Source organism: Amycolatopsis sp. NPDC114504, from assembly GCF_055633595.1.
This window is the reverse complement of the sequence record NZ_JBVKDU010000001.1, coordinates 189,223-214,703: the sequence shown is the minus strand read 5'-3', so window position 1 is coordinate 214,703 and position 25,481 is coordinate 189,223. Positions and strand designations below refer to the sequence as shown.

Below are 25,481 nucleotides of genomic sequence, written 5' to 3'. Positions count from 1 at the left end.
GGATTTGTGTTCCCGGCCCGTATCTTCGCGGACCATTCCGTTGTTAGCGTGATCAACAATCGGTTGCGGAAGGAGAGCGGGATGACGGCCGTCGTTTCGTGGTCTTTCCGCTGGTCCGGCGTGGTGGTCGCGGTGTGGCTGACCGCGCTGGCGGGGCTCGTCGCGGCCGTCGTGCAGATCGGCGCGGACTTCCGCGACACGGTCGACCTGCCGGCCGCGGACAGCACCGCCGCCGCCCGGCTGCTGCACAGCGCCGGCACCGGGGAACGCGTCGTCGTCCGCGTGCCGGACGGCCCCGTCGACACCGGCACCGGCCGCGCCCGGCTCGACGCCTTCGCCGCCCGGCTGGCGGCGTTACCGCACGTCGTGGCCGTCGGCCCGCTACCGGGCGAGGTGTCGGACGACCGGCGGACGGCGGTCCTGCCCGTCCGGTTCGACGCGTCCGCCGCGGACCTCGGCCAGGGCCCGGCGGACGCCTTCGCCGACGTCGTCCGGGACGCCGGCGACCTCACCGCCGGGGCGTCGGGGGAGCTCGCCGCGATGACGGCGGCCGCGCCGGACCTGGGCAACGCCGCGTTCGGCCTGCTCGCCGCGGCCCTCGTGCTGCTGGTGACGTTCCGTTCGGCGGCGTGCGTCCTCCTCCCGGTCCTCACCGCGTCGGTGTCCGCCGGCTGCGCGCTGGCCGTGGTCACGCTGCTGTCGCACGTCATGACCGTCCCGAAGATCAGCACGGAGATCGCCGCGCTGCTGGGCCTCGGGGTCGGCGTCGACTACGCGCTGTTCGTGCTCACCCGCTTCCGGCAGGGCCGCCGCGAAGGCGCGGAACCCGCGCGGGCGCTGGCCGTCGCGGCGGCGACGTCGGGCCGCAGCGTGGTCTTCGCCGGGATCACCGTCTGCGTCTCGCTGGCCGGGATGCTGACCGTCGGCCTGCCGTTCCTCGACGGGATCGCCGTCGCCGCGGCGGTTTCCGTGCTGCTCACCGCCTTGGCGGCGCTCACCCTGCTGCCCGCGTTGCTGCGGCCGGTCGCCGCGCGGATGCGGATCCCGGCGGAGGGAAGCGGCCGCCGCTGGGCCCGGCTCGCGCGGTCGGTGACCGGCCGGCCGGGCCCGTACACGCTCGCCGCGCTGCTGGTCGTGGCCGTGCTCGCACTACCGATGACCGGCCTGCGCCTCGGCGTCCCCGACGCCGCCCTCGACCCGCCCGGCAGCATCACGCGGACCGCCGCCGAGCTCTCGCACGACGGCTTCGGCCCGGGCGCCGACGCTCCGCTGCTGGTGGTGGGCACGGGCGACGCGGCACTGGGCACGCTGCGCGAGGCACTGCTCGCCCACGCCGACGTCGGCCCGCCCGCGACGCTCCCCGGTGGCGGCCGGCTGCTCACGGTCACCCCGCGCACCGCGCCCGGCGACCCGGCCACCGGCGAGCTGCTGGCCTGGACCCGGGCGATGGCCACGACGATCGCCGGGCCGGACACGCACGTCGGCGGGCTCGTCGCGGCCCGGGCCGACTTCTCCGCGGCCATCACCGCGCGGCTCCCGCTGTTCCTCTTCAGCGTCGTCGGCATCTCGGTGCTGCTGCTCGCCTGGGTGTTCCGCAGCGTCGCGATCCCGCTGACGGCGGCGGTGATGAACCTGCTGACCGCGGCCGCGACGACGGGCGTGGTCGTGTTCGCCTTCAGCGGACCGATCGAGCCGTACCTGCCGGTGTTCCTCTTCGCCGGGCTGTTCGGCCTGTCGATGGACTACGAGGTCTTCCTCATCGCGCGCGTCCAGGAGGCGTGGCGCCGCCGCGGTGACACGCGGGCCGCGGTCGTCGACGGCGTCGCGGCGACCGGCCGGACCATCACCGCGGCCGCGCTGATCATGGCGCTGGTGTTCGTGGCGTTCGCCTTCGTGGACGCCCGCGTCGTGCGCGAAGCGGGGGTGGGGCTGACCGCCGCGGTGCTCCTCGACGCGGTCGTCGTCCGGTGCGTGCTGGTCCCGGCGGTGATGGCGTGGCTCGGCGAAGCCAACTGGTGGTTCCCGCGGCGCTCGCGCGTCCCGGCCGCCCGCGAGCTGGCCGGGAGCGCGCGATGACCCGGCGGACCCTGGTGCTGATCGCGCTCGGCGCGTTCGTCACGACCCTCGACAACACCATCGTCGCGGCCGGCGCGCCCTCGATCGCCCGCGACCTCGGGCTGGACCTCGGGACGCTGTCATGGGTCGCCCTCGGCTACATGCTCCCGTTCGCCGGCCTGCTCCTGGTGGCGGGCACGCTGATCGACCGCTGGGGCCGTCGCCCGGCACTGCTGGCCGGGCTGCTCGCGTTCGGGATCGGCGCGGCCGCCGGTGGGCTGGCCGGCTCGGTCGGGCTGCTCGTCGCCGCCCGCGTGCTGCAGGGCGCGGCCGCCGCGTTCCTGGTGCCCGGCCTGCTGAGCCTGCTGCGGTCGAACCTCGACGCGCGGGGCCGGACGCTCGCCGCCGCCGTGTGGACCGCGTGCCTGGCCGCCGCGCTCGCGCTGGGTCCGGCGCTCGGCGGGCTGCTGAGCGAATACCTCGGCTGGGCCTGGATCTTCTTCGTCAACCTGCCGTTCGTGGCGGCGATGCTCGCCCTGCTGCCGGGGACGGTGCCGGCCGGCCGCGAACCACCGGGGCCGCGCCTGGCCGCCGGGGCGATGGCCATCGTGACGGCGGGCCTGGTCCTGCTCACCGCGGCGCTCGTCGAACTGGGCGAGGACGCGCGGACCGGGATCGTCCTGCTCGTCGCGGGCACCGCGCTCGGCGTGGCGTTCGTGCTCCGGGAACGTCGCGCGTGCGACCGGCTGGTGCCGGCAGACCTGACCGGCAACCGGGTGTTCGCGGGCTCGCTCGCCGTGCAGGTGCTGTGGGGCCTCGGGATCTCGGGCATCGTCTTCTTCACCCCGTTGCTGCACCAGGAGTTCCTCGGCCTCGACCCGGTCGTGGCGGGGTTGCCGCTGGCGCTGGTCGCGGTCGCGGTGGTGGCCGCGACGCCGCTGGTCCCGTGGGCGGTGGCGCGGTTCGGTCCACACCGGACGGTCGCGGCCGGGCTCGCGGTGGTCGCCGGCGGACTGCTCGCCCTCGCCGTCGTGAACCACGTCCCGGCGATCGTCCCGCGGGTGCCCGGGCTGGTGCTGATCGGGGCCGGTTCGGCGTTCACGACGCCGTTGACGTCGCACGCGCTGGAAGTCGTGGCGGAACGGCGGTCCGGCCTGGCGTCCGGGCTGCTCACGGCGTCCCGCGAGCTGTCGAGCGCGCTCGGTGTCGCGCTGATCGGCGCGGTGCTGACGATGGTCCGGGCGGTGCGGCTCGACGCGGGCGCGACGCCGGGGCCGGCGTTGGCCGCGGGCTACACCGCCGGTCTCCTCGCCGCGGCCGGGCTGACGCTCACCGGCGCGCTGCTGGCGGTGCGCGTGGTGCGGAGCCCGTCCGCCGTGACCTCGTCGCCGCGTGACAAACGCGCGGTGCCGTAATCCGTGTGCCGGTGAGCATCGGAATTCCCTTGATTGACAACCGACCGGGAGCAGCTATTCACTGCGCCGGCAAACGCTATCTGCGAGGAGCCATGGAAACCATTTCCCAGCCGGTTCCCGTCACCGGGGAAACCGCCGCCGACCGCGCCTCACTGGCGACCCTGCTGGGCCGGTGGGCGCGGGTGCTCGGCGACGAGGTCGCCCTGACCCACCTCGACCATCGCGGCAGCGCGGACGCCCGGGCGGTCACGCTCACCTGGCGCGAGCTCGACGACCGCGTCAGCGCCGTCGCCGCGCGGTTGAGCGGGATCGCGGTCCCGGGAGACCGGGTGGCGGTGCTCGCCGGGCAGTCCGCCGAGTACGTCGTCGCGTTCCTCGGCGCGATCCGGGCGGGGCTGGTCGCCGTGCCGCTGTTCGCCCCCGGCCTGCCCGGGCACGCGGGCCGGCTGACCGCGACGCTCGCCGACTGCGCCCCGCGGGTCGTGCTCACCACGACCGAAGACCTCGGCGCGGTGCGCGATTTCCTCGCGAACTCCCCGCCCGCCGTGATCGCCGTCGACACGCTGACCCCGGCCGGTCCGCGGGAATGGCCCGCGCCGGATCCCGAGGCCATCGCGTACCTGCAGTACACGTCGGGCTCCACCCGCTCGCCCGCCGGGGTCGTGCTGACCCACCGGAACGTCCTCGCCAACGCCCGCCAGGCGTGCACCGCGTACGGCGTCGAGAGCCGCGCCACCTCGGCGGTCAGCTGGCTTCCGCTCTTCCACGACATGGGCCTGATCCTCGGCATCGGCGCGCCGATGGTCGGTGGCATGGCGTCGGTGCTGATGGACCCGCTGGCGTTCCTCGAGCGGCCGTCCCGGTGGCTGCGCGCGCTCTCGGCCAGTCCCGGCGCGATCAGCGCGGCGCCCAACTTCGCTTACGCCTACTGCGCTTCCCGCGTTTCCGAAGCCGAGAAGAGCTACCTGGAACTGAGCCGGGTCGTCTCGCTGATCAACGGCAGCGAGCCGGTGCTGCCGGCCACGATCGCGAAGTTCCAGGACGCCTTCGCCGAGTGCGGGCTGCGGCCGGAGGTCCACCGGTCGTCCTACGGGCTGGCCGAGGCCACCGTGCTCGTTTCCGTTTCGGACGCCGGAAAACCGGCTCGCCAGGTCACGTTCGACCGGGACCGGCTCGCCGCCGGGTTCGCGGAGCCGGCCGCGTCCGGGTCGACCCTCGTTTCGTGCGGCCGCCCGGCCGGGCAACGGGTGCGGATCGCCGACCCCGGCACCGGCGAACCCCTCGACGTCGGCGAGGTCGGCGAGATCCGGGTCAGCGGCCCCAACGTCGGCCGCGGCTACTGGGGCCGCGACTCGACCGCCACCTTCGGCCTGCCTCCGCTCGACCCGGACACCGGCGACGGCTGGCTGGCGACCGGGGACCTCGGCGTCGTCTTCGACGGCGAGCTGTACGTCACCGGCCGGCTGAAGGACCTGGTCGTCGTCGACGGCCGCAACCACTACCCGCAGGACATCGAGCAGACCGTGGAAGACCATCCGGGCGTCCGGCCGCACTCGGCGGCGGTCTTCGCGATCGCCACCGGCGACGGGGAAGCCGCGGTCGTCGCGCTGGAACGGGCCAAAAACTCGGAGGCCGACGTCACCGAGGTGACGGCCGCGCTGCGGGCGGCCGTGTCGGCCGGGCACGGCCTGCGCCTGCACGACGTCGTGGTACTGGCACCCGGGGAGGTGCCCCGGACGTCCAGCGGCAAGATCAGCCGGGCGCACTGCCGGGTGTCCTACCTGGACGGTTCGCTGGCCGCGCGGCGGCTCGCATGACGACGGACGCGGTGCGCGCCTGGCTCCTCGCCCGGCTCGGCCCGGTGGACCCCGACCGGCCGCTGAACGAGACGGGACTGTCCTCTCGGGACGCGACGGCGCTGGCGGCCGATCTCGGGCAGTTCGTGGGCCGTCCCCTGGACGCGACTCTTGTCTGGCAGTACCCGACGGTCACTGCGTTGTCCTCCTATCTGTCCACAGGGGACACTTCGGTCGTCTTGCCGCTCGAGAGCGCTGTCGAGGAGCCGATCGCGATCGTCGGCCTCGGCTGCCGGCTGCCCGGCGGCATCGACTCGCCGGAGGCGTTCTGGCGCTTCCTCGACGCCGGGGGCGACGGCATCGGCGACGTCCCCGAAGGGCGCTGGGAGACGTTCGCGCCGGCCGCGGATCTCGCGGGACTGCCATTGCGGGGCGGGTTCCTCGACGACGTCGCCGGGTTCGACGCGGAGTTCTTCGGCATCACCCCGCGCGAGGCCGAAGCGATGGACCCGCAGCAGCGGATCCTCCTGGAGGTGGCGTGGGCGGCGCTGGAGCACGCCGGGATCCCGCCGTCCGGGCTGCGCGGCAGCCGGACCGGCGTGTTCGTCGGGCTGTCGGCGACCGAATACGGCTCTCTGACGATGACCGACGTCGGCGGGGTCGACGTCTGGTCGGGCACGGGCGCGGCGGCGAGCATCGCCGCCAACCGGCTGTCGTACCTGCTCGACCTGCGCGGGCCGAGCCTGACGCTCGACACGGCGTGTTCGTCGTCGCTGGTCGCGGTGCACCAGGCGATGCAGAGCCTGCGCCGCGGCGAGAGCGAGCTCGCGCTGGCCGCCGGGGTGAACGTCCTGCTCTCGCCCGGCATCACCGCGGGCTTCCACCGCGCCGGGGTGCTGGCCGCGGACGGGCACTGCAAGCCGTTCGACGCGGGCGCGGACGGCATCGCGCGCGGCGAGGGGTGCGGGGTGGTCGTGCTGAAGCCGCTGCGGGCGGCCCGCCGCGCGGGCGACCGGGTGCTGGCGGTGCTGCGCGGCAGCGCGGTCAACTCCGACGGCCGGTCCAACGGCATGACGGCCCCCAATCCGCTGGCGCAGGCCGACCTGTTGCGCTCGGCTTACGCGTCTTCGGGGGTCGATCCGTCCGGTGTGGACTACGTCGAGGCGCACGGGACGGGCACACCGCTGGGGGATCCGCTGGAGGCCGGCGCACTGGCGACGGTGCTCGGGCGCGAGGGTGATCGTCCGCTGCTCCTGGGGTCGGTGAAGAGCAACCTGGGCCACCTCGAAGGGGCGGCCGGCATCGCGGGGCTGCTGAAAGTGGTGCTGGCGATGACCCACCGGCGGCTGCCGCCGAGCCTGCACTTCCGGGAGCCGAACCCGCACATCGACTTCACCGGGCTGCGGGTGGTGACGTCGGGCGTGGAGTGGCCGCGCTACTCGGGGACGGCGCGGGCCGGGGTGTCGGCGTTCGGCTTCGGCGGGACGAACGCCCACGTGGTGCTCGAGGAGTGGCCGGCGGCGTCGTTCCCGGTGAAGGCGCCGGGGATCGAGGGCCCGTCGGTGTTCGCGCTGTCGGCCCGGTCGGCGGAGGCGCTGCGGGCGCGGGCGGGCGAGCTGGCGGACTGGGCCGAGACGTCGGAGGTACCGCTGGGAGCGGTGGCCTCGACGCTGGCCCACGGGCGCGAGCACCTACCGGTCCGCGGCGCGGCGGTGGGGGAGAGCCGCGACGAGGTGGTGGCGGGGTTGCGGGAGCTGGCCGCGGGCCGCGGCATCACAGGCGACCCTCGCGGGCCTGCGGTCGGCGGAATCGGCGGGATCGGTGAGCCGCCTGCCGGCGATCGTGGGGTGGCGCGTGGCCCGGCCGCCGGTCGTGGGGTGGCGCGCGGCCCGGCTGCCGGGCGGGGCGTCGCCGGTGCGGGGAGCGGGAGCGGCGGGCAGGTCGCGTCGACGGCGGACCCGGGAGTGGTCTTCGTCTTCTCCGGCTACGGCTCCCAATGGCCCGGCATGGGCCGCCGGTTCCTGCGCTCCGAACCCGCCTTCCGCGCCGAGGTCGAGGCGCTCGATCCCGCTTTCCACGCCGAAACCGGCGCCTCCCTCCAAGACCTCCTCGAACGCGAACCCGACGACCTAGCCACCACCCAGCTCGCCCTCTTCGGCATGCAGCTCGCCCTGGCCGGGCTCTGGCGCGCTCACGGTGTCACGCCCGTCGCGGTCCTCGGCCACTCCATGGGCGAGGTCGCCGCGGCCGTCGTCGCCGGGGCGCTGGACGTCGCCGATGGCCTGCGCGTCATGAGCACCCGGGCCCGGCTGCTCGCCGAACTCGACCAAAGTGGTGACGGCGCCATGGCGGTCGTCGAACTGACGCCTGCCGAACTGGCGAAGTTCCCCGAAGTCACCGTCGCCGTGTACGCGTCGCCCAGCCAGTGCACCGTCAGCGGGGCCGCCGACCAGGTCGACGCTCTCGTCGAGCACGCCGAAAGCCTCGGCAGGCTCGCCCGGCGGCTCCCGGTCGGCGGGGCCGGGCACTCCGCCGCCGTCGACGCCGTGCTCGACCGGTTCCGCGCCGAGCTGGAAGTTCGGCCGAAGAGTCCGCAAATCCGTTGCTACACCACAGTTCTCGACGATCCGAACGAGACTCCCGCGTTCGACGTCGAGTACTGGGCGGCGAACCTGCGCCGTCCGGTGCGGTTCAGCCAGGCCCTCGCCGCCGCGGCCGGGGACGGGCACACCGTGTTCGTCGAAGTGTCCCCGCACCCGGTCGCCCTCGCCGCCGTCGAGCAGACCACCGGTGAACCGGGCCTGCCCTCCGCGAGCCGCCGGATCGACGAACGGACCGCGTTCCTCACCAGCCTCGCCCGGCTGCACGTCCGCGGCCGCGCCGGCGCGCTGGTCGCCCGGCCGCGGACGGCGCCGGTCGACCTACCGGGCCCGGTCTGGCGGCACCGGCGGTTCTGGCCGAAGCGCCGCACCCCGGCCCCGGGCGGCCACCCGCTGCTCGGGGTCCACATCGAGCACCCCGGCGGCCACCTGTGGCGCGGCGACGTCGGCGTCGAGCCGCTTCCGTGGCTCGCCGACCACACCGTGCGCGGGACGCCGGTGTTCCCCGCCACCGGCTTCCTCGAACTGGCGCTCGCCGCCGCGCGCACCGGGCGGATCCGCGACCTCGAACTGCGGGAAGTCCTGGCGCTCGACGAGCACACCGAGGTCACGTCCAGTGTCACCGGCACCGAGTTCAGCGTCCACGCGAAGTCCGCGCAAGGTGAGTGGGTCCGGCACGCCACGGCCCGGATCGACACGGGCGGCACGCCGTCGGCACCGTTCGGCGAGGTCGGCGGCGAGCCCCTGGACCTGTACCGCGTCCTGAGCGAGCTGGGCCAGGACTACGGTCCGGCCTTCCGCGGCCTGCGCCGCGTCACCGCCTCCGCGGGTAAGGCGTCGGCGTCGATCGCTCTGCCCGACGCCGATCATCCCGCCTACCTGCTGCACCCCGCCCTCGCCGATGCCTGCCTGCACGCGCTCGCCGCCGCCGTCGGGGACGCGGACGCCCTCTACCTCCCGCTCACGATCGGCGAGGTGGTGCTCGCCGGCGAACCCCGTGACGGCGTCCGCGTGGACGCCGTCCTCACGTCGAAGGACCCCTCCGGCGACGGCCTGCTCGGCAGCGTCCAGCTCGTCGACGCCGACGACGCCGTCCTGGTGGAGTTCCGCGACGTCTACTGCCGCCGGTTCCGCGACGCGGCCCTGGACCGCCTGCTGTACGAGGCGGCCTGGCAGCCCGCCGACCTGCCCGCCGGGGAACGGGACGGCCGCTGGATCGTGCTGTCCGAAGAGGACGACGCCCTCGTCACCGCCCGGCTCGGCGACCGGGCCGCCTTCGCGAAGCAGCTGAGCGACGGCGACGCGACCGCGGTCGTCGTCCTGCTCGGCGGCGAGGCCACCCCGGATCCCGGGCGGGCCGCACGACTGGTCGCGACGCTGTCCGAGGTCGTCGCCGAACTGGCCGAACTGCCCGCGCCGCCCAGGTTGTGGCTGGTCACCACCGGGGCGCAGAGCGTCGAACCCGGCGAACGCGGCGACCCCGACCTGGCCGCGCTGCGCGGGCTCGTCCGCGTGCTCGCCTTCGAACACCCCGAACTCCGGGTGAGCGTGGTCGACTTCGACGCCGGCCCGGACCCGGCCCGGCTGTGGGCCGGCCAGCTGCGCGAGGAGGTCCGCGCGGACGGGCCGGACGACGAGGTCGCCTGGCGTGAAGGCGTCCGGCACGTGCGGCGGCTGGGCCGTCCCGAGCCCGGTGACGCGGTGCGCGAGCCGGTCCGCGACGGCGCCTACGTCATCACCGGCGGGCTCGGCGGCCTCGGCCTGGTCGCGGCGAGGTGGCTGGCCGAGCGCGGCGCGACGCGGGTGGTGCTGAACAGCCGCCGCGCCGCTCCCGCGCCGGACCTGGGGATCGACGTCCGCGTCGTGGCCGGCGACCTCGCCGCGCCCGGCACGGCCGAGGCACTGGTCGCGGCGGCCGTCGACGGCGGGGTGCCGCTGCGCGGGGTGCTGCACGCCGCCGGCGTCCTGGCCGACGGTGCCGCGATCAGCCTGGACCCGGGTGCGCTCGACGCGGTCTGGCGGCCGAAGGCGCTGGGTGCGTGGCGGCTGCACGAGGCGACCGCCGGGCACGATCTCGACTGGTGGCTGGTGTATTCGTCGGCGGCCGCGCTGTTCGGCTCGCCCGGACAGGCCGCGTACGCCACGGCGAACGCGTGGGCCGACGGCCTGGTCGCGTGGCGCCGGGCCCAGGGCCTCCCGGCCGCGACGATCGGGTGGGGCGCCTGGGGTGAGGTCGGCGCCGCGGCCGGGTCGCGCAACCCGGTGCTCGAGCCGCTCGGCACCGAGGAAGCGCTGTCGGCGCTGGACGTCGTCCTCGCGCGCGACCGGGCGGCGACCGGCGTCGCCCGCGTCAACGCCGAAACGGTGCTGGAGCTGTTCCCGCGCCTGGCGGACCGGCCGTTCTTCGGGCTGTTCGCGCCGCGGACCGGACCGTCCACTTGGGACGGTATGGCAGCGCTGCGAGCCGGACCGGCCGACAAAGCGAGAAAGGCGATCGCCGACCACCTGGCCGGGCTCGTCGCGGGGCTGCTGGGCTACGCCGAAGTCGAACGGGACGTGCCGCTCACCCGGCTCGGCCTCGACTCGCTGTCGGCGATGCGCGCCCGGGGTGCGGTGGAACGCGACTTCGGCCTGCCGCTGCCGATCCCGTTGCTCCTGCGCGGCGCCAGCCTGGCCGAGCTGGCCGGCCACCTCGCCGAGCAGGCCGGCTTCGGACCGGCGAAGGCCGAACCGGTCACCGCCGGGCCGCGTGACCCCGCCGAGCGGTGGGTCGCCCGCCACTGGCGAGCCGAGCTGGGCGGCCCGGAACCGGGTGTGCACGACGACTTCTTCGCCGTCGGCGGCGATCCCGAACGCGCGCGGCGGCTGCGGGCGGTGTTCGCGGAGCAGCTGGGCGCGGTGCCCGCGGTGGACCGGCTGTTCGCGACGCCGACGGTCGCGGCGATGGCCGACCTGCTGCGCGCGGAGCTGGAAGGACACGGCGGCGGCCCGGTGCGGCTGCTGCGCGACGGCGTCGGTGAGCCGGTGTTCCTGTTCCACCCGGCCGGCGGCCCGACGAGCGTGTACCGCGAGCTGGTCCGGCTGCTGCCGGAGGGACACCCGGTGTACGGGCTCGAGCGGATCGACGACGAGGACACGGTCGAGGCCAAGGCCACGTGCTACGTCGAGCTGATCCGGGAGATCCAGCCGCAGGGCCCGTACCGGCTGGGTGGCTGGTCGTTCGGCGGCTGCCTGGCGTACGAGACAGCCCGGCGGCTGGACGGCCCGGTCGACCTCGTGTTCCTGATCGACACGATCCTGCCGCTGCCGGCGGCGGGCAAGCCGGCGGACCTGCTGCTGGACCGCTTCGACCGGTTCGCCGAGCACGTGTCGCGGACCTACGGCGTCCCGTTCGCGATCCCGCGCGAGGACCTGGCCCGGCTCGACGAGGACGCCCAGATCCGCTGGGTCCTCGACCGGCTGACCGAGAAGGTCCCGGACCTCGGCGCCGGCGTCCTGCGCCACCAGTACGAGTCCTATGTGGACGCTCGCGTGGCCGAAAGGTACACGCCGGAACGGTACGACGGGCGGGTGTTGTTGCTGCGCGCCCAGGACCCGCACCCGTTGACGACCACTTTGGACCCGCGCTACCTGCGCACGGACGACACCCTGGGCTGGGACGAGTTCTGCCCCGAGCTGGAGGTGGCCCGGGTCCCGGGCGACCACGTCTCGATGATCGACCCGCCGCACGTGGCGGCGCTCGGCGCGGCACTGGCCGCCCGGCTCGGAGTGGGGGTGCGGTGATGGACGAGCTCACGCCGACGACGGCGTTCCGGATCGCCGATCTCGAGGCGCGCCAGGACGAAGCCGTCCGGATCGCCGAGAAGCGGGCCGTCGACCGGCAGCACGCCAAGGGCAAGCTCACCGCCCGGGAGCGGATCGCGCTGCTGCTCGACCCCGGCTCCTTCGTGGAGCTCGACCAGTTCGCGCGGCACCGGTGCGGCGAGTTCGGGATGGACGCCAACCGGCCCTACGGCGACGGCGTCGTCACCGGGCACGGGACGGTCGACGGGCGGCAGATCTGCGTCTTCTCGCAGGACTTCACCGTCTTCGGCGGCAGCATGGGCGAGGTCTCCGGCGAGAAGGTCCTCAAGGTGATGGACCTGGCCATGGCGCTGGGCTGCCCGGTCGTCGGGATCAACGACTCCGGCGGCGCGCGCATCCAGGAAGGCGTCGTCTCGCTGGCCTACTACGCCGAGCTGGGCCGGCGCAACGCGCACGCGTCCGGGGTCATCCCGCAGATCTCGATGATCATGGGCCCGTGCGCCGGCGGGGCCGTCTACGCGCCGGCCATCACCGACTTCACCGTGATGGTCGACGAGACCTCGCACATGTTCGTCACCGGGCCGGACGTCGTGCACGCCGTCACGGGCGAGCGGGTCACCGCGCAGGAACTGGGCGGCGCGGCCGTGCAGAGCGAGGTCGCCGGCAACGCCCACCACCGGGCCGCCGACGAACAGGACGCCATCGAGTGGGTGCAGACGCTGCTCGCGTACCTGCCCGCCAACAACCTCGACCCCACCCCGGAGTACGCCGACGACACCAGCCCCGTCGTCACCCCGGCCGATCTCGAGCTCGACCGGCTGGTGCCCGACTCGCCGAACCAGACCTACGACATGGCCGAGCTGATCGCCGCGCTGGTCGACGACGGCGAGTACACCGAGGTGCACAGCGCCTTCGCGGCCAACATGATCTGCGCGTTCGGCCGCGTCCAGGGCCGCACGGTCGGCATCGTGGCCAACCAGCCGCGGCACCAGGCCGGCGTCCTCGACATCGACGCGTCTGAGAAGGCCGCCCGGTTCGTGCGCTTCTGCGACGCCTTCTCGATCCCGCTGCTCACCCTGGCCGACGTCCCCGGCTACCTGCCGGGCAGCGACCAGGAACGCGGCGGCATCATCCGCCGCGGCGCCAAGCTGATCTACGCCTACTCCGAAGCCACCGTGCCGAAGGTGACGGTGGTCGTCCGCAAGGCCTACGGCGGTGGCTACGCGGTGATGGGCTCCAAGCACCTCGGCGCCGACGTGTCCCTGGCCTGGCCGACCGCGGAGATCGCGGTGATGGGCGCGGAGGGTGCGGTGCAGGTGCTCTACCGGCGCGAGCTGGCGGAGCTCCCGCCGGAACGCCGGGCCGCGGCGCGAAGACGGCTCACCGAGGAGTACCGCAAGCGCCACACCGGCCCGTACCTGGCCGCCGAGCGCGGCTACGTCGACCAGGTCGTGACGCCGTCGCAGACCCGGCTGCAGGTCGCGCGCGCCCTGCGCACGCTGCGGACCAAACGGCAGACCCTGCCGGCCAGGAAACACGGAAACATCCCCCTGTGAAGGAGACTTCGATGAGAGCCACCCTGCTGATGCTGGCCGTCGTGGTCCTGCTCGCCAGTGGCGTCACCGCCGCCCAGGCGAGCCCCGCCGTGGCCGACGACGGCGCGAAGGTCGTCCAGGAGACCTGGCTCGACGCCCGGACCGTGGACCTGAAGATCGACTCGCCGGCACTCGGCACCACCGGGATGGTCCGGCTGATCGTGCCGACCGGCTGGGCCGCGCAGCCCACGCGGACGTGGCCGGTGCTGTTCCTGCTGCACGGCTGCTGCGAGCCCGTCGACTACAAGTCGTGGGACCAGTTCACCGACGTGAAAGCGTTCACCGCGGCCAAGGACGCGCTCGTCGTGATGCCGACGGACGGGCCGGCCGGGATGTACACGAAGTGGTGGAACTTCGGGCTGTCGAGCAAGCCCGACTGGGACACGTTCCACACCGCGGAAGTGCGCCAGATCGTCGAACGCGGCTACCACGGCGGCACGCGACGGGCGATCGCCGGGCTGTCGATCGGCGGCTACGGCGCGCTCGCGTACGCCTTCCAGCACAAGGGGATGTTCGCCGCGGCCGCGTCCTACAGCGGCGTGCCGAACACGCTCTACCCCGGGATCCCGGTCTGGATCATCGGCATCCTGGCCCGCGCCGGGATCTTCAACTACCTCAACCTCTGGGGCGACTCGTTCGGGATGCAGCCGATCTGGTCCTCGCACAACCCGTACGACCACGTCCAGGACCTGCGCGGCACGGCGCTCTACATCTCCTGCGGCAACGGGCAGACCGGGCCGCTCGACCCGCCCGGGCAGTCCGACGTGCTGGAACCGTCGGCGCTGATCTCGTCCCGGAGCTTCACCGACAAGCTGCAGCAGGCCGGCATCCCGGCGACCGTCGACTACTACGGCCCGGGCACGCACAGCTGGCCGTACTGGCAGCGGGCCCTGCACAACTCGTGGCCGGTCCTGGCCGGCGCGCTGGGCCTCCCGGCCTGAGCGTTCCCCCTTCCCCGATGGAGGTTGTGGTGAAGTCCGTCCCTTTGCGACGTTGGGTGTCCGCGCTCCTGGGCATCTCCCTCGCGGCGCTCGGCGTCGTGGCCGCGAGCCCGCCCGCCGGCGCCGCGCCGATCCTGCCCGGCCCGTTCGACGACTCGTTCTACACGCCGCCGTCGCCGCTGCCGGCCGGGAAGCCCGGTGACGTCCTGCGCTGGCGCCCGTCGGTGCCGCTGCTGAACGCCGCCAACGCCGACGCCTGGCAGGTCATGTACCTCTCGACCAACGCCCAGGGCCGGCCGGACGCGGTGACCGGGACGATCCTGGTGCCGAAGGGCAAGGACCCGGCCACCGCGCCGATCGTGGGTTACGCCGTCGGGACGCAGGGCCCGGCGTTCAAGTGCACGGCGTCCAAGGCGATGGAGCGGGGCACGCTCTACGACCAGCCCGCCATCAACGACTCGCTGTCCAGCGGCTACGCGGTAGCGGTGACCGATTACGAGGGCTACTCGCCGACGACCGTGCCGACGTACATCACCGGGCAGTCCATGGGACCCGCCGTCATCGACTCGGTGCGGGCGGCGCAGAACCTGCCGTCGGCTCGCCTGGCGAAATCGGCGAAGGTGATCTTCCAGGGGTACTCCCAAGGTGGCGGCGGATCGATGTGGGCGGGGGAGAAGCAGCCCACCTACGCGCCGGAGCTGAACGTGGTGGGCGTCGTCGCGGGCGGGGTGCCGGCCGACCTGACCGAGGTCGCCAAGGGGCTCGACGGCTACATCGGTTTCGGGTTCCTCGCGTTCGCCGCGGTCGGCCTCGACGCCGCGTACCCGGACCTGAAGCTCGACTCGTTCCTCAACGACACCGGACGGCAGCAACTGGGCGACGCCAAGAAGAACGCGTGCGTCGCGGAACTGCTGCTGAACTATTCGTTCAAGAAGATCAGCGACTACACGACGACGAACCCGCTGGGCACGCCGCAGTGGCAGGCGCGGCTGGCGCAGAACAAGCTGGGCGCCAACCCGCCGCGGGTGCCGGTGTTCCAGTACCACGCGAGCACCGACGAGATCGTCAACACCCCGCAGGCGGAAACCCTGCACCGGACGTATTGCGCCGCCGGGGTCCGGGAACAGTGGCAGACCTACATCTCGGACCACGCCACGGGAATCCTCGCCGGGAACGGGGATGCCCACCAGTGGATCGTCAAGCGGTTCGCCGGTGAGCAGGCCCCGTCCAACTGCTGAGGTGTCAGAACTTGCCCGCGGCGAAGGCGGCGGCGTCGGAGGCGTCGCCGCCATAGCTCAAGTGGGCCAGGAAGTTCGCGCCGCCCGGCTGGCAGACCGGGTCGCCGTCGGCGCAGTAGTCCTTGGTGCGGCTCTGGTAAGTGCCGGTCACCTGACGGCCGAGCGCGCGGATCGGGTTGCCGAACAGCAGCACCGCCGCGACCCGCGGGGCCAGCTCCGCCGGGACGGTCGCGACGATCGGGCCGCCGACGACCGCGCCGTCGCTGCTGACGCCGATCGAGTTGTCCACGACGTTGGCGCCCTGGGAGTAGCCGACCAGCACGAACCGCTGCTGAGGACAGGCCGCGGCCTGCGTTTTGACGTGGTTGACCAGGTCGGTGTTGCCCTTCTGGACCGACGCGGGCTCGCCCAGGTCGGCCGGGTAGTCGACGCGGTAGCCGCTGAGCGTCCGAGGCCGCAGGGCGTTTTGCACGGCCTGGTAGACGGGGTCGCCGACGATGAGGCCCAACGTGCCCGGCTCGAACGTGCCGCGGGCGACCGGCACGTCGACGTCGGTGCACGGCGCCGCCGACGCGACCGGTGCGGTGGCGACGGCGAGCCCGGCGGCGGCGAGGCTGATCGTGACGGCGGAAGAAAGCAGGCGATTCATGGCTGATCCCACCTCTGCTGGGAAACGGAATGTCCGCAAACGCTTTCTCGAAATGCGGGCAAAGGCAAGAGGGTGGTCGATCAGACGGGAATTGTTGTTTCGCCGGTGACAATCGGTCCGATGTGGACGCTCAGGTGGCGCACTGCCCGGCGTCGATGTGGTCCAGCAGGGCGGGGTCGAGACCGCGCAGGGCGGCCATGACGAACCCGGTGGCCAGCTCGCCGGCCGCGATCGGGTCGACGCCGGGGGAGTGGGAGACGTGCATCGCGGCGCGGCCGACCAGGCCCACCATCATCGCGGCGAGCAGGTCGGCGCCGGGACCCGGCGTGCGGCCGTGGGCGAGCAGGTGTTCGCGGATCCGGTCGACCACGTGCGTGGTGACGGTGTCGGCCAAGGCGCGGCGCTCGTTGGACATCTCGTCGACGGCGGAGTCGAACAGCATCCGGAAGCCGGCCGGGTGGGCGCTCGCGTAGCTGAACATGGCCATCACGGCGAGCCGGACGCGTTCTTCGAGGGGGCTGGTGTCCGCCGTTTCGTAGGCGGTGAGCACCCAGGTGCGCACCGCGGCGACCTCCCGCGTCACGGTGGCGCGGAAAAGGGCCGCTTTGTCGCCGAAATGCGCGTAGAGCGTCGGTTTGGTGGAGTCCGCGCGCTCGGCGATCAGGCCCATGGTGGCCTGGGCGTACCCGCGTTCGGCGAACACCGCGCGGGCGGCGTCGAGCAGTTCGTCGTCGGTGGGCCGGGCGGCCGGGCTCCGGCGGGTGCTGGATCGATCAGGGGAACGCGGCCGGCTCATGGAGGTGTACTGTACGGTCCCGCTGCTTTACCGTCGGGTAAAGCTCACCCGCCCCGGGAGGGAACCTGGTGTCCGGCGACGAAGCTCGGCAGCAAGTCCCGGTGACGGGAGAGGTGTTCGGGCGCACGGAACTGGCCGCCCTGATGCGCCCGGCCCTGCCGGCGCTGGTGGACTGGATCGTCCGGGAGGTGTGGCGCGAGGTCCCGGTGTACGCCCGGCACGGCCGCGTCACCCGCCACGGCGTCGAGTGCGCGGTGGCGCTCTTCGTCGATCTGGTCGAGGATCCGCTCGCACCAAGGGATCGGCTGTACGAGACGTGCCGCCGCCTCGGCGCGGGCGAGGCGTACGAGGGCCGGACGCTCGACGACCTCCAGGTGGCGTACCGCATCGGCACGCGCGCGGGCTGGCGCTGGATCATGCGGCTGGGCCGCCGCCACCGGCTGTCGTCGGCGGTGATGGCGCGCCTCGCGGAGATGCTGTTCGGCTACGCGGACGAGCTGGCGCGGATGTCGATCCGCGGGCACCGCGAGGCGCAGGCGGAGCTCGACGGCACGCGGGCGGGCCTGCGCCGTCGCCTGCTGCGGCTGGTGACCGGCCCGGTGCCGGTGACGGACGCCGTCCTCGCCGAACTGGCGGTGGCCGCCGGCTGGCCGGTGCCCGGCGAGGTCGCGGCGGTGGTGCTGGAGTCCGCGGTCGCGCCGTGCTGGGACCTCGACGTCCTGGCGGACCTCGAACCGCCGCGGCCGTACCTGCTGGTGCCCGCGCCGGTCGACCCGCGGTTCCTCGCTTCCCTCGGCGTCCGGGCCGCGGTCGGCCCGCTCGTCGCCCCGGCGGAGTCGGCGCATTCCCTGCGCTGGGCCCGGACGACGTTGCGGCTGGTGCTCGACGGCGCGTTGCCGGACGCCCCGGTGACGTGGTGCGCGGAGCACCTGACGACGCTGTGGCTGCTCTGCGACTCGCCACTGGCCGACCAGGTGGCCCGGCAGGAACTGGCCCCGCTGACGCAGTTCCCGGACCGCACGCGGCGTCGCCTCGGTGAGACTTTGCTGTCGTGGCTGGAGAACGGCGGCAATTCGGAGAAGATCGCGGTGGACCTGTCGGTGCACCCGCAGACGGTCCGGTACCGCGTGCGTCAGCTGAAGCAGGCTTTCGGGGAGCGTCTGGACGATCCCGAGGCGCGCTTCGCGATGCAGGCCGCGTTGCGCGCCTCGGCCCTGCGCGCCCGCGGCACGTGACCGGTCAGGTCGGCCGGGCGCGAGCACGGCGTTCCAGGACACCGACAGCGGCCCGGACCGGGTCGGTCCGGGACCGGGTGAGCAGCCGCCACGCGACCAGCCCCGCCTCCGGCCGGCCGAGGCTGATGGCGCACAGCACCAGGTACCGCTCGGCCATCGCGACCTGCAGCGGGGACCGGGCCGAGGCGCCGGCCGCCCGGAACAGGTCTCGTGCGCGGTCAGCGGCTCCGCCCGGCACAGCCTGGGGAGTCCCGGCGGACAACCGTCACCTCAGTTCTTGACCAGCGGGATGACGGCTTCGGCCAAGGACGTCGTCGGGCGGCCGATGAGGCGGCTCAGGTCGCCGGACGTCGAGGCCAGCTCGCCGTCGGCGATGCCGCGGTCGGCGTCGGCCAGCATGGCCGCGACCGGCTCGGGCAGGCCGGCGCCGACGAGGACCTTCCGGTACTGCTCGACCGGCAGGTCCTGGTAGGTGACCGGCGTCCCGGACGCGGCCGTGACGGCGGCGGCGAGGTCGGCGTAGGTGAACGGCTCGTCGCCGGCCAGCTCGTAAACCCGGCCTTCGTGGCCTTCGCCGGTCAGGACCTCGACGGCCGCTTCCGCGAAGTCGATGCGCGGGACCGCGCCCAGCCGCCCTTCGCCCGCCGCACCGGCGAACGACCCGACGGCGAGCGCCTGGGCGATCGTCTGCGCGTAGTTCTCGGTGTACCAGCCGTTGCGCAGGAACGTGAACGGCACGCCCGACGCGCGGATGAGCTCCTCGGTGGCCTTGTGGTCCGGCGCGAGCGACAGCTTCGTCGTGTCGGCGGCCAGGACGCTCGTGTAGGCGAGGTGGCCGACCCCGGCCTCGCGGGCGGCCGTCACGACGGCTTCGTGCTGGGCGAGCCGTCCCCCGGGCGTGCTGCTCGAGATCAGCAGCACCTTGTCCGCGCCCGCGAACGCCGTGGCGAGGCTCGCGGGGTCGTCGTAGTCGGCGCGCCGCACCTGGACACCCCGCGCGGCGAACTCCGCGGCCTTCTCCGGGTCGCGCACGGCCGCGACGACGTCGGCGCCCTTCTTCAGCAGGCCTTCCACGACCAGGCGGCCGAGCTGGCCCGTGGCACCGGTGACGACGATCATCTGCTTCTCCTCGCTCTGGACTGCTTACCGACAGAGTGTACTAACTTTGAGAAAGTGCAAACTCTTGGTGAGCATCCTCACCTGGGTTTCCGCGATCGGCGAGGTACCGTTGACGGCATGAGCGAGGCGCCGGAGTGGCTGGACGAGCACGGGCAGGTGGTCTTCGACGTGTTCGCGCAGGCGTGCACGTCCCGGGCGACGCTCGAGCACGTCACCGGCCGGTGGGGGATCCTGGCGATGGTCGCGCTCGACGACGGCACGCTCCGGTTCAACGCCCTGCGCCGCCGCGTGTCCGGAGTGAGTGAGAAGATGCTCGCCCAGACCCTGCAGGCCCTCGAGCGCGACGGTTTCGTGCACCGCGAAGCCCAGCCGACGATCCCCCCGAAGGTCGAGTACAGCCTGACATCGCGCGGCCGCCGCACAGCGGCCCTGCTGCTGGCCCTCATCCAGGACGTCGAGGGTCAGATGCCCGAGGTCATGGAAGCCAACACGAGGTACGACGCCGCGAAGCGGGACTGACTCCTCAGGGCAGCCGGAGCGCTTCGATCTCGGCGTCGGTCAGCAGCGCCTCGATCAGTGCCGGCGGGCCGGCGACCTTGGTGCCCCACAGGTCGTAGTCGGTGCCCAGGCACCACGAGCGGTCCTCGGTCGCGTCCGACGAGTTTCTCGGGGGCGTGGAACCCGAGCATCGCCGAGCTGAAGCGGGCCAGGCACGGGGTTGCCGGATCGGCGGGACCGTGTTCGTCGAGGACGCCGGTCAGTCGTGTCCACGTTGCCTGGTCGGGCTTCCCTCGGTGGGCGGGATGATGTCGAGCGGCCGGCTGCCGTCTCTCCTGGCCGAGGGGAACTTCGGTGGCCGAGCAGCAGTCCCTCCGGAACAGCGGGATCGCCGGTGCGTTCCGCACAGCGCGGCCGCCGCCAGCCGGGATCCGGGTGTTCGGCCTGGCCCGGCCCGCCGCCCGAAGTGATCGTCACGGCTTCGAGGTCGATGCCCGCGACCAGCGGTCGGACGCCGCTGTCTGCCAGGCGTGCCTGGTGGTGTTCGTGATGAGTCGTGTCCGACGGCCCTTACTCGTACATCGCGTTGAGCACCCAGGCCGCGTCGGGCATCGGCGGAGGGAGGAAGCCGGTGAGGCCGTCGCCGCGCAGCGAGTTCACGCGCTCATGATCCCAGCCTCACCGTCCTTGCCCAAAGTTGGAACGTGTTCTAGTTTTGGACGCGTGAAGACCGATCTCGGCCTGACGGGCACCGTGGTGCTGGTGACCGGCGGCGTCCGCGGCGTGGGCAAGGGCATCGCCGACGTGTTCCTCGCCCACGGCGCCTACGTCGTCGTCTGCGCGCGCCACGAGGCACCCACGAACGCCGACTTCGTCCAGTGCGACGTCCGTGACGAAGCCCAGGTCACCGCACTCATCGACGGCATCGTCGAAAAGCACGGCCGCCTCGACGTCGTCGTCAACAACGCCGGCGGCGCCCCCTTCGCACCGGCGGCCGACGCGTCGCCGCGGCTGCACGACAAGATCGTCCAGCTCAACCTGCTGGCCCCGCTCCTGGTCTCGCAACGAGCCAACGCCGTCATGCAGCGCCAGGACGGCGGCGGCTCCATCGTGATGATCTCCAGCGTCAGCGGCACCCGCGCCTCGCCCGGCACCGCCGCTTACGGTGCCGCGAAGGCCGGGCTCGACAACCTCACCGCCAGCCTCGCCGTCGAGTGGGCGCCCCGGGTGCGGGTCAACGCGCTCGACGTCGGCATGGTGCGCACCGAGCAGGCCCACCTGCACTACGGCAGCGAAGCCGCCATCGAAGCGGTCGGCAAGACCGTCCCGCTCGGCCGGCTCGCCGAGCCGGAGGAAGTGGGTGCGTGCGCCGCGTTCCTGGCCTCGGGCCTGGCTTCCTACGTCTCCGGCGCGACCCTGCGCGTCCACGGCGGCGGTGAGGTCCCGGCGTTCCTCGCCGCGGCCGACGTCAACCAACGGGAGGATTCGTGAGCAGGTTGTGCCAGGACCGGGTGGTCGTGGTGACCGGCGCCGGCCGCGGCATCGGGCGGGCCCACGCGCTCGCCTTCGCCGCCGAGGGCGCGCCCGTGGTGGTGAACGACGTCGACGCGGACGCGACCGCCGGAGTTGTCGCCGAGATCGAAGCGCTGGGCGGGAAAGCCGTCGCGAACACCTCCGACATCGCCGACTGGGCCGGGGCGGAACAGCTGATCGCCACGGCGCTGGAGACCTTCGGCCGCCTGGACGTGCTGGTCAACAACGCCGGGTTCGTCCGCGACCGGATGCTGGTCAACCTCGGCGAAGACGAGTGGGACGCGGTCGTGCGCGTCCACCTGAAGGGACATTTCGCGCCCCTGCGGCACGCCGCGGACCATTGGCGGGCCGAGGCGAAAGCCGGGCGCACCCCGAGCGCGCGCGTCATCAACACGAGCTCCGGTGCTGGGTTGCTGGGCAGTGTCGGCCAGGGCAACTATTCCGCGGCGAAGGCGGGGATCGCCGGCCTGACCGTCGTGGCGGCGGCCGAGCTGGCGCGCTACGGGGTGACGGTGAACGCGATCGCGCCGGCCGCGCGGACCCGGATGACCGAGGCGGTGTTCGCGTCGATGGCGCGTCCGGACGACGGGTTCGACGCGATGGCGCCGGAGAACGTCTCGCCGCTGGTGGTCTGGCTGGGCAGTGAGGAGTCCGCGCACGTCACCGGCCGCGTCTTCGAGGTCGAGGGCGGGAAGGTGTCCCTCGCCCAGGCGTGGCGCCACGGCCCGGCCGTGGACAAGGGCGAGCGCTGGGACCCGGCCGAACTCGGCCCGGTGGTGAAGGACCTGCTCGAGCGCGCGCCCGAGCCCGAACCCGTCTACGGAGCGAGCTGATGGGCATCCTCACCAAGCGCGACGGCCACGTCGAGGTCGTCACGGTCGACTTCCCGCCGGTCAACGCGCTGCCCGTGCAGGGTTGGTTCGACCTCGCCGAGGCCATCCTGAAGGCCGGGAAGGACCCGGACGTCCACGTCGTCGTGCTCCGCGCGGAAGGCCGCGGCTTCAACGCCGGCGTCGACATCAAGGAGATCCAGCGCAGCGCCGGCTACGACGCGCTCGTCGGCGCGAACAAGGGCTGCTACGCGGCTTTCGGCGCCGTCTACGACTGCGCGGTGCCGGTCGTCGCCGCGGTGCACGGCTTCTGCCTCGGCGGCGGCATCGGGCTGGCCGGCAACGCCGACGTCGTCATCGCCTCCGACGACGCCACCTTCGGCGTCCCGGAGGTCGAACGCGGCGCACTCGGCGCGGCGACCCACCTCGCCCGGCTGGTCCCGCAGCACCTCATGCGCACCCTCTACTTCACCGCGCGCACCATCACCGCCGCCGAGCTGCACACCCACGGCTCGGTCTACCAGGTCGTGCCGCGCGCGGAGCTCGACGACGCCGCGCTGGCCATCGCCCGCGACATCGCGAAGAAGGACCCGCGGGTGATCCGGGCCGCGAAAGAGGCCCTGAACGGCATCGACACCCAGCAGGTGCACCGCAGCTACCGGTTCGAGCAGGGCTTCACCTTCGAGCTCAACCTGCTCGGCGCGTCCGACGAAGCCCGCGAGGAGTTCTTGAATGGCCGATAAGCGCACGACCGCCGACGACGTCGCGGCGGAGCTCCGCGACGGCATGACGCTCGGCATCGGCGGCTGGGGCTCCCGGCGCAAGCCGATGGCGCTGGTCCGCGCGATCCTCCGCACGCCCGTGAAGGACCTGACCGTGGTCTCCTACGGCGGTCCCGACGTCGGCCTGCTCTGCGCGGCCGGCAAGGTGAAGCGGGTGGTGTTCGGGTTCGTCACGCTCGACTCGATCCCGTTCGACCCGTGGTTCGGCCGCGCCCGCGAGACCGGCGCGATCGCCGTCACCGAGTACGACGAAGGCATGTTCGGCGCCGCGCTTTCCGCGGCGGCGCAACGGCTTCCGTTCCTGCCGATGCGGGCCGGGCTCGGCTCGGAGGTGATGCGCGCCAACCCGGACCTGCGCACCGTGCGCTCGCCGTACGCCGACGGCGAGGAGCTGGTCGCGGTGCCGGCGCAGCACCTCGACGTCGCGCTGGTGCACCTCAACCGCGCCGACGCCCGCGGCAACGCCCAGTACCTGGGCCCGGACCCCTACTTCGACGACCTGTTCTGCCTGGCCGCCGAGAAACGGTTCGTTTCGGTGGAGAAAGTCGTCGACACGCCCGAGCTGATGGCGGGCGGGCCGGTGCAGTCGCTGCTGCTCAACCGGGGCGCGGTCGACGGCGTCGTCGAGGCGCCGCGCGGCGCGCACTTCACGACGGCCGTGCCGGACTACGGCCGCGACGAACGGTTCCAGCGCCACTACGCGTCCTGCGCGAAGGACCTCGATGCGTGGCCGGGGTTCGTGGACCGGTTCCTCTCCGGTGGAGACGAGCGGTATCTGTCCGAAGTGGACAAGTTCGAGGCGGAGGCGGCATGAGCGCGACCCGGGCCGAGATCGCCGTCGTGGCGGTGGCCGAGCTGTTCCGCGGCGACGGCGAGATCGTCGTCAGCCCGATGGGCCTGGTCCCGCAGCTCGGCGCGAAGCTCGCGCGGCTGACGTTCGAACCCGACCTGCTGATGTCCGACGGCGAGGCGTACCTGGTCACCACCGACGGCGTCGTCGAAGGCTGGCAGCCGTTCCGGAAGATGCTCGACACGATCGTCCCGCACGGACGCCGGCACGTCGTCATGGGCGCCAACCAGGTCGACCGGTACGGCAACCAGAACATCTCCGCCATCGGTGACCACGCGCGACCGAAGAAGCAGCTGCTCGGCGTGCGCGGCGCGCCGGGCAACACCGTCAACCACCGCACCAGCTACTGGGTTCCCCGGCACAGCGCCCGGGTTTTCGTGGACACCGTGGACGTCGTTTCGGGCGTGGGCTACGACAACGCGGCCAAGGCGGGTCCGTCCGCCGAGAAGTTCCACGACGTCCACCGGGTCGTCACCAACCTCGGCGTGTTCGACTTCGCCACGCCCGACCACTCGATGCGGGCGGTGTCGCTGCACCCCGGCGTCACCCGGGACGAGGTCGCGGCGGCGACGACGTTCGAAATCGACTTCGGCAGCGCGGTCACCAGCCGCGAGCCCACGGACGAAGAGCTGCGGCTCATCCGCGAGGTCGTCGACCCGAAGAGCCTGCGCGACAAGGAAGTCCCGGCGTGAAGACCGCGCTTACCGAGCTGGTGGGAGTCGAGCACCCGGTCGTGCAGACCGGGATGGGCTGGGTCGCCGGGCCGCGGCTCGTCTCGGCGACGGCCGAGGCGGGCGCGCTCGGCATCCTGGCGTCGGCCACGATGACCTACCTCGAACTGGAAGCGGCGATCGAGGAGGTCAAGAAGCGCACGGAGAAACCGTTCGGCGTCAACCTGCGCGCCGACGCGGCCGACGCCGGCGACCGCGTCGACCTGCTGATCCGCGAGGGCGTCAAGGTGGCGTCGTTCGCGCTCGCGCCGCGTCAGGAGATGATCGCGAAGCTGCGGGACCACGGGATCGTCGTCATCCCGTCCATCGGCGCCGCCCGCCACGCCGAGAAGGTCGCGGCCTGGGGCGCGGACGCCGTCATCGTCCAGGGCGGCGAAGGCGGCGGGCACACCGGGGGAGTGGCGACCACGCTGCTGCTGCCGTCCGTGCTGGACGCCGTCGACATCCCGGTCGTCGCCGCCGGCGGGTTCTTCGACGGACGCGGGCTCGCCGCGGCGCTGTCCTACGGCGCGGCGGGCGTGGCGATGGGCACCCGGTTCCTGCTGAGCGAGGAGAGCACGGTCCCCGACGACGTCAAGCGCGTCTACCTCGAGCAGGGTCTCACCGGGACGGTCGTCACCCGGCGCGTCGACGGCCTGCCACACCGCGTGCTGCGCACCGACCTCGTCGAGAAGCTCGAGCACACCGGCCGGCTCCGCGGGCTCGCCCAGGCCGCCAGAAATGCACTCCGCTTCCGGAATATCACCGGACTGTCCCCGGTTGCGATGGTCAAAGAAGGCTTCGCGATGAAGCACGGCAATGATCTGACCTGGAGTCAGCTGGTCATGGCGGCCAACACCCCGATGCTGTTGCGGGCGGGGCTGGTCGAAGGCCGGACGGACGCGGGAGTGCTAGCGTCGGGACAGGTGGTGGGCATGATCCACGACCTGCCCACGGTGGCCGAGATCGTCGGGGGCACAGTGGCCGAGGCAGGTGAAATCCTTCGCCGTCTCGGCCGGGAAACGGGAGGATGAG

At 73.2% G+C, this 25,481-nt stretch carries 19 protein-coding genes; 15 read left to right on the top strand and 4 right to left on the bottom strand.

Annotation, left to right across the window (positions count from 1 at the left end):
* The first annotated feature begins 81 nt into the window (after positions 1-81).
* The 7 genes from ACZ7PG_RS01065 to ACZ7PG_RS01035 all read left to right on the top strand — a co-directional run bounded on the left by ACZ7PG_RS01065 (position 82) and on the right by ACZ7PG_RS01035 (position 15,444).
* Positions 82-2,076, top strand: coding sequence for an MMPL family transporter (locus tag ACZ7PG_RS01065; protein WP_470237041.1), 1,995 nt, complete (start codon positions 82-84; stop codon positions 2,074-2,076).
* Positions 2,073-3,470, top strand: coding sequence for an MFS transporter (locus ACZ7PG_RS01060; RefSeq protein ID WP_470237040.1), 1,398 nt, complete (start codon positions 2,073-2,075; stop codon positions 3,468-3,470). The genes ACZ7PG_RS01065 and ACZ7PG_RS01060 overlap by 4 nt, the downstream gene beginning before the upstream one ends.
* Positions 3,471-3,562: 92 nt before the next feature.
* A complete protein-coding gene (locus tag ACZ7PG_RS01055; RefSeq protein WP_470237039.1) occupies positions 3,563-5,287 on the top strand; it encodes a fatty acyl-AMP ligase in 1,725 nt (574 codons plus the stop codon).
* Positions 5,284-11,649 carry a beta-ketoacyl synthase N-terminal-like domain-containing protein gene (locus tag ACZ7PG_RS01050; protein ID WP_470237038.1) on the top strand — a complete coding sequence of 2,122 codons (6,366 nt, stop codon included), beginning with the start codon at positions 5,284-5,286 and terminating at the stop codon, positions 11,647-11,649. Before ACZ7PG_RS01055 ends, ACZ7PG_RS01050 begins: the two co-directional genes overlap by 4 nt.
* Positions 11,649-13,226 carry an acyl-CoA carboxylase subunit beta gene (locus ACZ7PG_RS01045; RefSeq protein WP_470237037.1) on the top strand — a complete coding sequence of 526 codons (1,578 nt, stop codon included), beginning with the start codon at positions 11,649-11,651 and terminating at the stop codon, positions 13,224-13,226. Before ACZ7PG_RS01050 ends, ACZ7PG_RS01045 begins: the two co-directional genes overlap by 1 nt.
* Positions 13,227-13,237: 11 nt before the next feature.
* Positions 13,238-14,206, top strand: coding sequence for an alpha/beta hydrolase (locus tag ACZ7PG_RS01040; protein WP_470237036.1), 969 nt, complete (start codon positions 13,238-13,240; stop codon positions 14,204-14,206).
* A 29-nt stretch (positions 14,207-14,235) separates the two neighbouring features.
* Positions 14,236-15,444: a lipase family protein gene (locus ACZ7PG_RS01035; protein WP_470237035.1), complete on the top strand. Its 1,209-nt coding sequence runs from the start codon at positions 14,236-14,238 to the stop codon at positions 15,442-15,444.
* A gap of 4 nt (positions 15,445-15,448) precedes the next feature.
* Here the strand turns inward: ACZ7PG_RS01035 and ACZ7PG_RS01030 are convergent, their stop codons facing one another.
* Both ACZ7PG_RS01030 and ACZ7PG_RS01025 read right to left on the bottom strand, forming a co-directional pair.
* Positions 15,449-16,093: a cutinase family protein gene (locus tag ACZ7PG_RS01030; protein WP_470237034.1), complete on the bottom strand. Its 645-nt coding sequence runs from the start codon at positions 16,091-16,093 to the stop codon at positions 15,449-15,451.
* Positions 16,094-16,223: 130 nt separating this feature from the next.
* Positions 16,224-16,889, bottom strand: coding sequence for a TetR/AcrR family transcriptional regulator (locus ACZ7PG_RS01025; protein WP_470237033.1), 666 nt, complete (start codon positions 16,887-16,889; stop codon positions 16,224-16,226).
* 68 nt (positions 16,890-16,957) lie between these two features.
* Between ACZ7PG_RS01025 and ACZ7PG_RS01020 the strand changes: the two genes are divergently transcribed.
* Positions 16,958-18,124, top strand: a complete 1,167-nt coding sequence (locus ACZ7PG_RS01020; RefSeq protein WP_470237032.1) for a PucR-like N-terminal domain-containing protein — start codon at positions 16,958-16,960, stop codon at positions 18,122-18,124.
* A 4-nt stretch (positions 18,125-18,128) separates the two neighbouring features.
* On the opposite strand, the gene ACZ7PG_RS01015 is transcribed toward ACZ7PG_RS01020, so the two are convergent.
* Together ACZ7PG_RS01015 and ACZ7PG_RS01010 are read right to left on the bottom strand one after the other, a co-directional pair.
* Positions 18,129-18,386 carry a hypothetical protein gene (locus tag ACZ7PG_RS01015; protein WP_470237031.1) on the bottom strand — a complete coding sequence of 86 codons (258 nt, stop codon included), beginning with the start codon at positions 18,384-18,386 and terminating at the stop codon, positions 18,129-18,131.
* A gap of 8 nt (positions 18,387-18,394) precedes the next feature.
* Positions 18,395-19,243, bottom strand: a complete 849-nt coding sequence (locus ACZ7PG_RS01010) for an SDR family oxidoreductase (RefSeq protein WP_470237030.1) — start codon at positions 19,241-19,243, stop codon at positions 18,395-18,397.
* 117 nt (positions 19,244-19,360) lie between these two features.
* On the opposite strand from ACZ7PG_RS01010, the gene ACZ7PG_RS01005 reads away from it, so the two are divergent.
* From ACZ7PG_RS01005 to ACZ7PG_RS00975, 7 genes are all read left to right on the top strand, one after another.
* Positions 19,361-19,762, top strand: coding sequence for a winged helix-turn-helix transcriptional regulator (locus tag ACZ7PG_RS01005; RefSeq protein WP_470237029.1), 402 nt, complete (start codon positions 19,361-19,363; stop codon positions 19,760-19,762).
* 702 nt (positions 19,763-20,464) lie between these two features.
* Positions 20,465-21,232, top strand: a complete 768-nt coding sequence (locus tag ACZ7PG_RS01000; RefSeq protein WP_470237028.1) for an SDR family oxidoreductase — start codon at positions 20,465-20,467, stop codon at positions 21,230-21,232.
* Positions 21,229-22,107, top strand: a complete 879-nt coding sequence (locus ACZ7PG_RS00995) for an SDR family oxidoreductase (protein ID WP_470237027.1) — start codon at positions 21,229-21,231, stop codon at positions 22,105-22,107. The genes ACZ7PG_RS01000 and ACZ7PG_RS00995 overlap by 4 nt, the downstream gene beginning before the upstream one ends.
* Positions 22,107-22,847, top strand: coding sequence for an enoyl-CoA hydratase family protein (locus tag ACZ7PG_RS00990; protein WP_470237026.1), 741 nt, complete (start codon positions 22,107-22,109; stop codon positions 22,845-22,847). Before ACZ7PG_RS00995 ends, ACZ7PG_RS00990 begins: the two co-directional genes overlap by 1 nt.
* The gene (locus ACZ7PG_RS00985; RefSeq protein ID WP_470237025.1) at positions 22,837-23,700 is read left to right on the top strand and encodes a CoA transferase subunit A; all 864 of its coding nucleotides are present in this window, start codon (positions 22,837-22,839) and stop codon (positions 23,698-23,700) included. The genes ACZ7PG_RS00990 and ACZ7PG_RS00985 overlap by 11 nt, the downstream gene beginning before the upstream one ends.
* A complete protein-coding gene (locus ACZ7PG_RS00980; protein WP_470237024.1) occupies positions 23,697-24,428 on the top strand; it encodes a CoA-transferase subunit beta in 732 nt (243 codons plus the stop codon). Before ACZ7PG_RS00985 ends, ACZ7PG_RS00980 begins: the two co-directional genes overlap by 4 nt.
* Positions 24,425-25,480, top strand: a complete 1,056-nt coding sequence (locus ACZ7PG_RS00975) for an NAD(P)H-dependent flavin oxidoreductase (protein WP_470237023.1) — start codon at positions 24,425-24,427, stop codon at positions 25,478-25,480. The genes ACZ7PG_RS00980 and ACZ7PG_RS00975 overlap by 4 nt, the downstream gene beginning before the upstream one ends.
* Position 25,481: the final 1 nt, after the last annotated feature.

What these genes read in the sequence shown, in the direction of transcription:
- ACZ7PG_RS01045 (WP_470237037.1), top strand. Translation starts at nt 11,649, where the DNA reads ATGGACGAGCTCACGCCGACGACGGCGTTCCGGATCGCCGATCTCGAG.
- ACZ7PG_RS01010 (WP_470237030.1), bottom strand. Translation starts at nt 19,243, where the DNA reads ATGATCGTCGTCACCGGTGCCACGGGCCAGCTCGGCCGCCTGGTCGTG.
- ACZ7PG_RS01025 (WP_470237033.1), bottom strand. Translation starts at nt 16,889, where the DNA reads ATGAGCCGGCCGCGTTCCCCTGATCGATCCAGCACCCGCCGGAGCCCG.
- ACZ7PG_RS01060 (WP_470237040.1), top strand. Translation starts at nt 2,073, where the DNA reads ATGACCCGGCGGACCCTGGTGCTGATCGCGCTCGGCGCGTTCGTCACG.
- ACZ7PG_RS00990 (WP_470237026.1), top strand. Translation starts at nt 22,107, where the DNA reads ATGGGCATCCTCACCAAGCGCGACGGCCACGTCGAGGTCGTCACGGTC.
- ACZ7PG_RS01055 (WP_470237039.1), top strand. Translation starts at nt 3,563, where the DNA reads ATGGAAACCATTTCCCAGCCGGTTCCCGTCACCGGGGAAACCGCCGCC.
- ACZ7PG_RS01065 (WP_470237041.1), top strand. Translation starts at nt 82, where the DNA reads ATGACGGCCGTCGTTTCGTGGTCTTTCCGCTGGTCCGGCGTGGTGGTC.
- ACZ7PG_RS01050 (WP_470237038.1), top strand. Translation starts at nt 5,284, where the DNA reads ATGACGACGGACGCGGTGCGCGCCTGGCTCCTCGCCCGGCTCGGCCCG.
- ACZ7PG_RS01030 (WP_470237034.1), bottom strand. Translation starts at nt 16,093, where the DNA reads ATGAATCGCCTGCTTTCTTCCGCCGTCACGATCAGCCTCGCCGCCGCC.
- ACZ7PG_RS00980 (WP_470237024.1), top strand. Translation starts at nt 23,697, where the DNA reads ATGAGCGCGACCCGGGCCGAGATCGCCGTCGTGGCGGTGGCCGAGCTG.
- ACZ7PG_RS01040 (WP_470237036.1), top strand. Translation starts at nt 13,238, where the DNA reads ATGAGAGCCACCCTGCTGATGCTGGCCGTCGTGGTCCTGCTCGCCAGT.
- ACZ7PG_RS01005 (WP_470237029.1), top strand. Translation starts at nt 19,361, where the DNA reads ATGAGCGAGGCGCCGGAGTGGCTGGACGAGCACGGGCAGGTGGTCTTC.
- ACZ7PG_RS00985 (WP_470237025.1), top strand. Translation starts at nt 22,837, where the DNA reads ATGGCCGATAAGCGCACGACCGCCGACGACGTCGCGGCGGAGCTCCGC.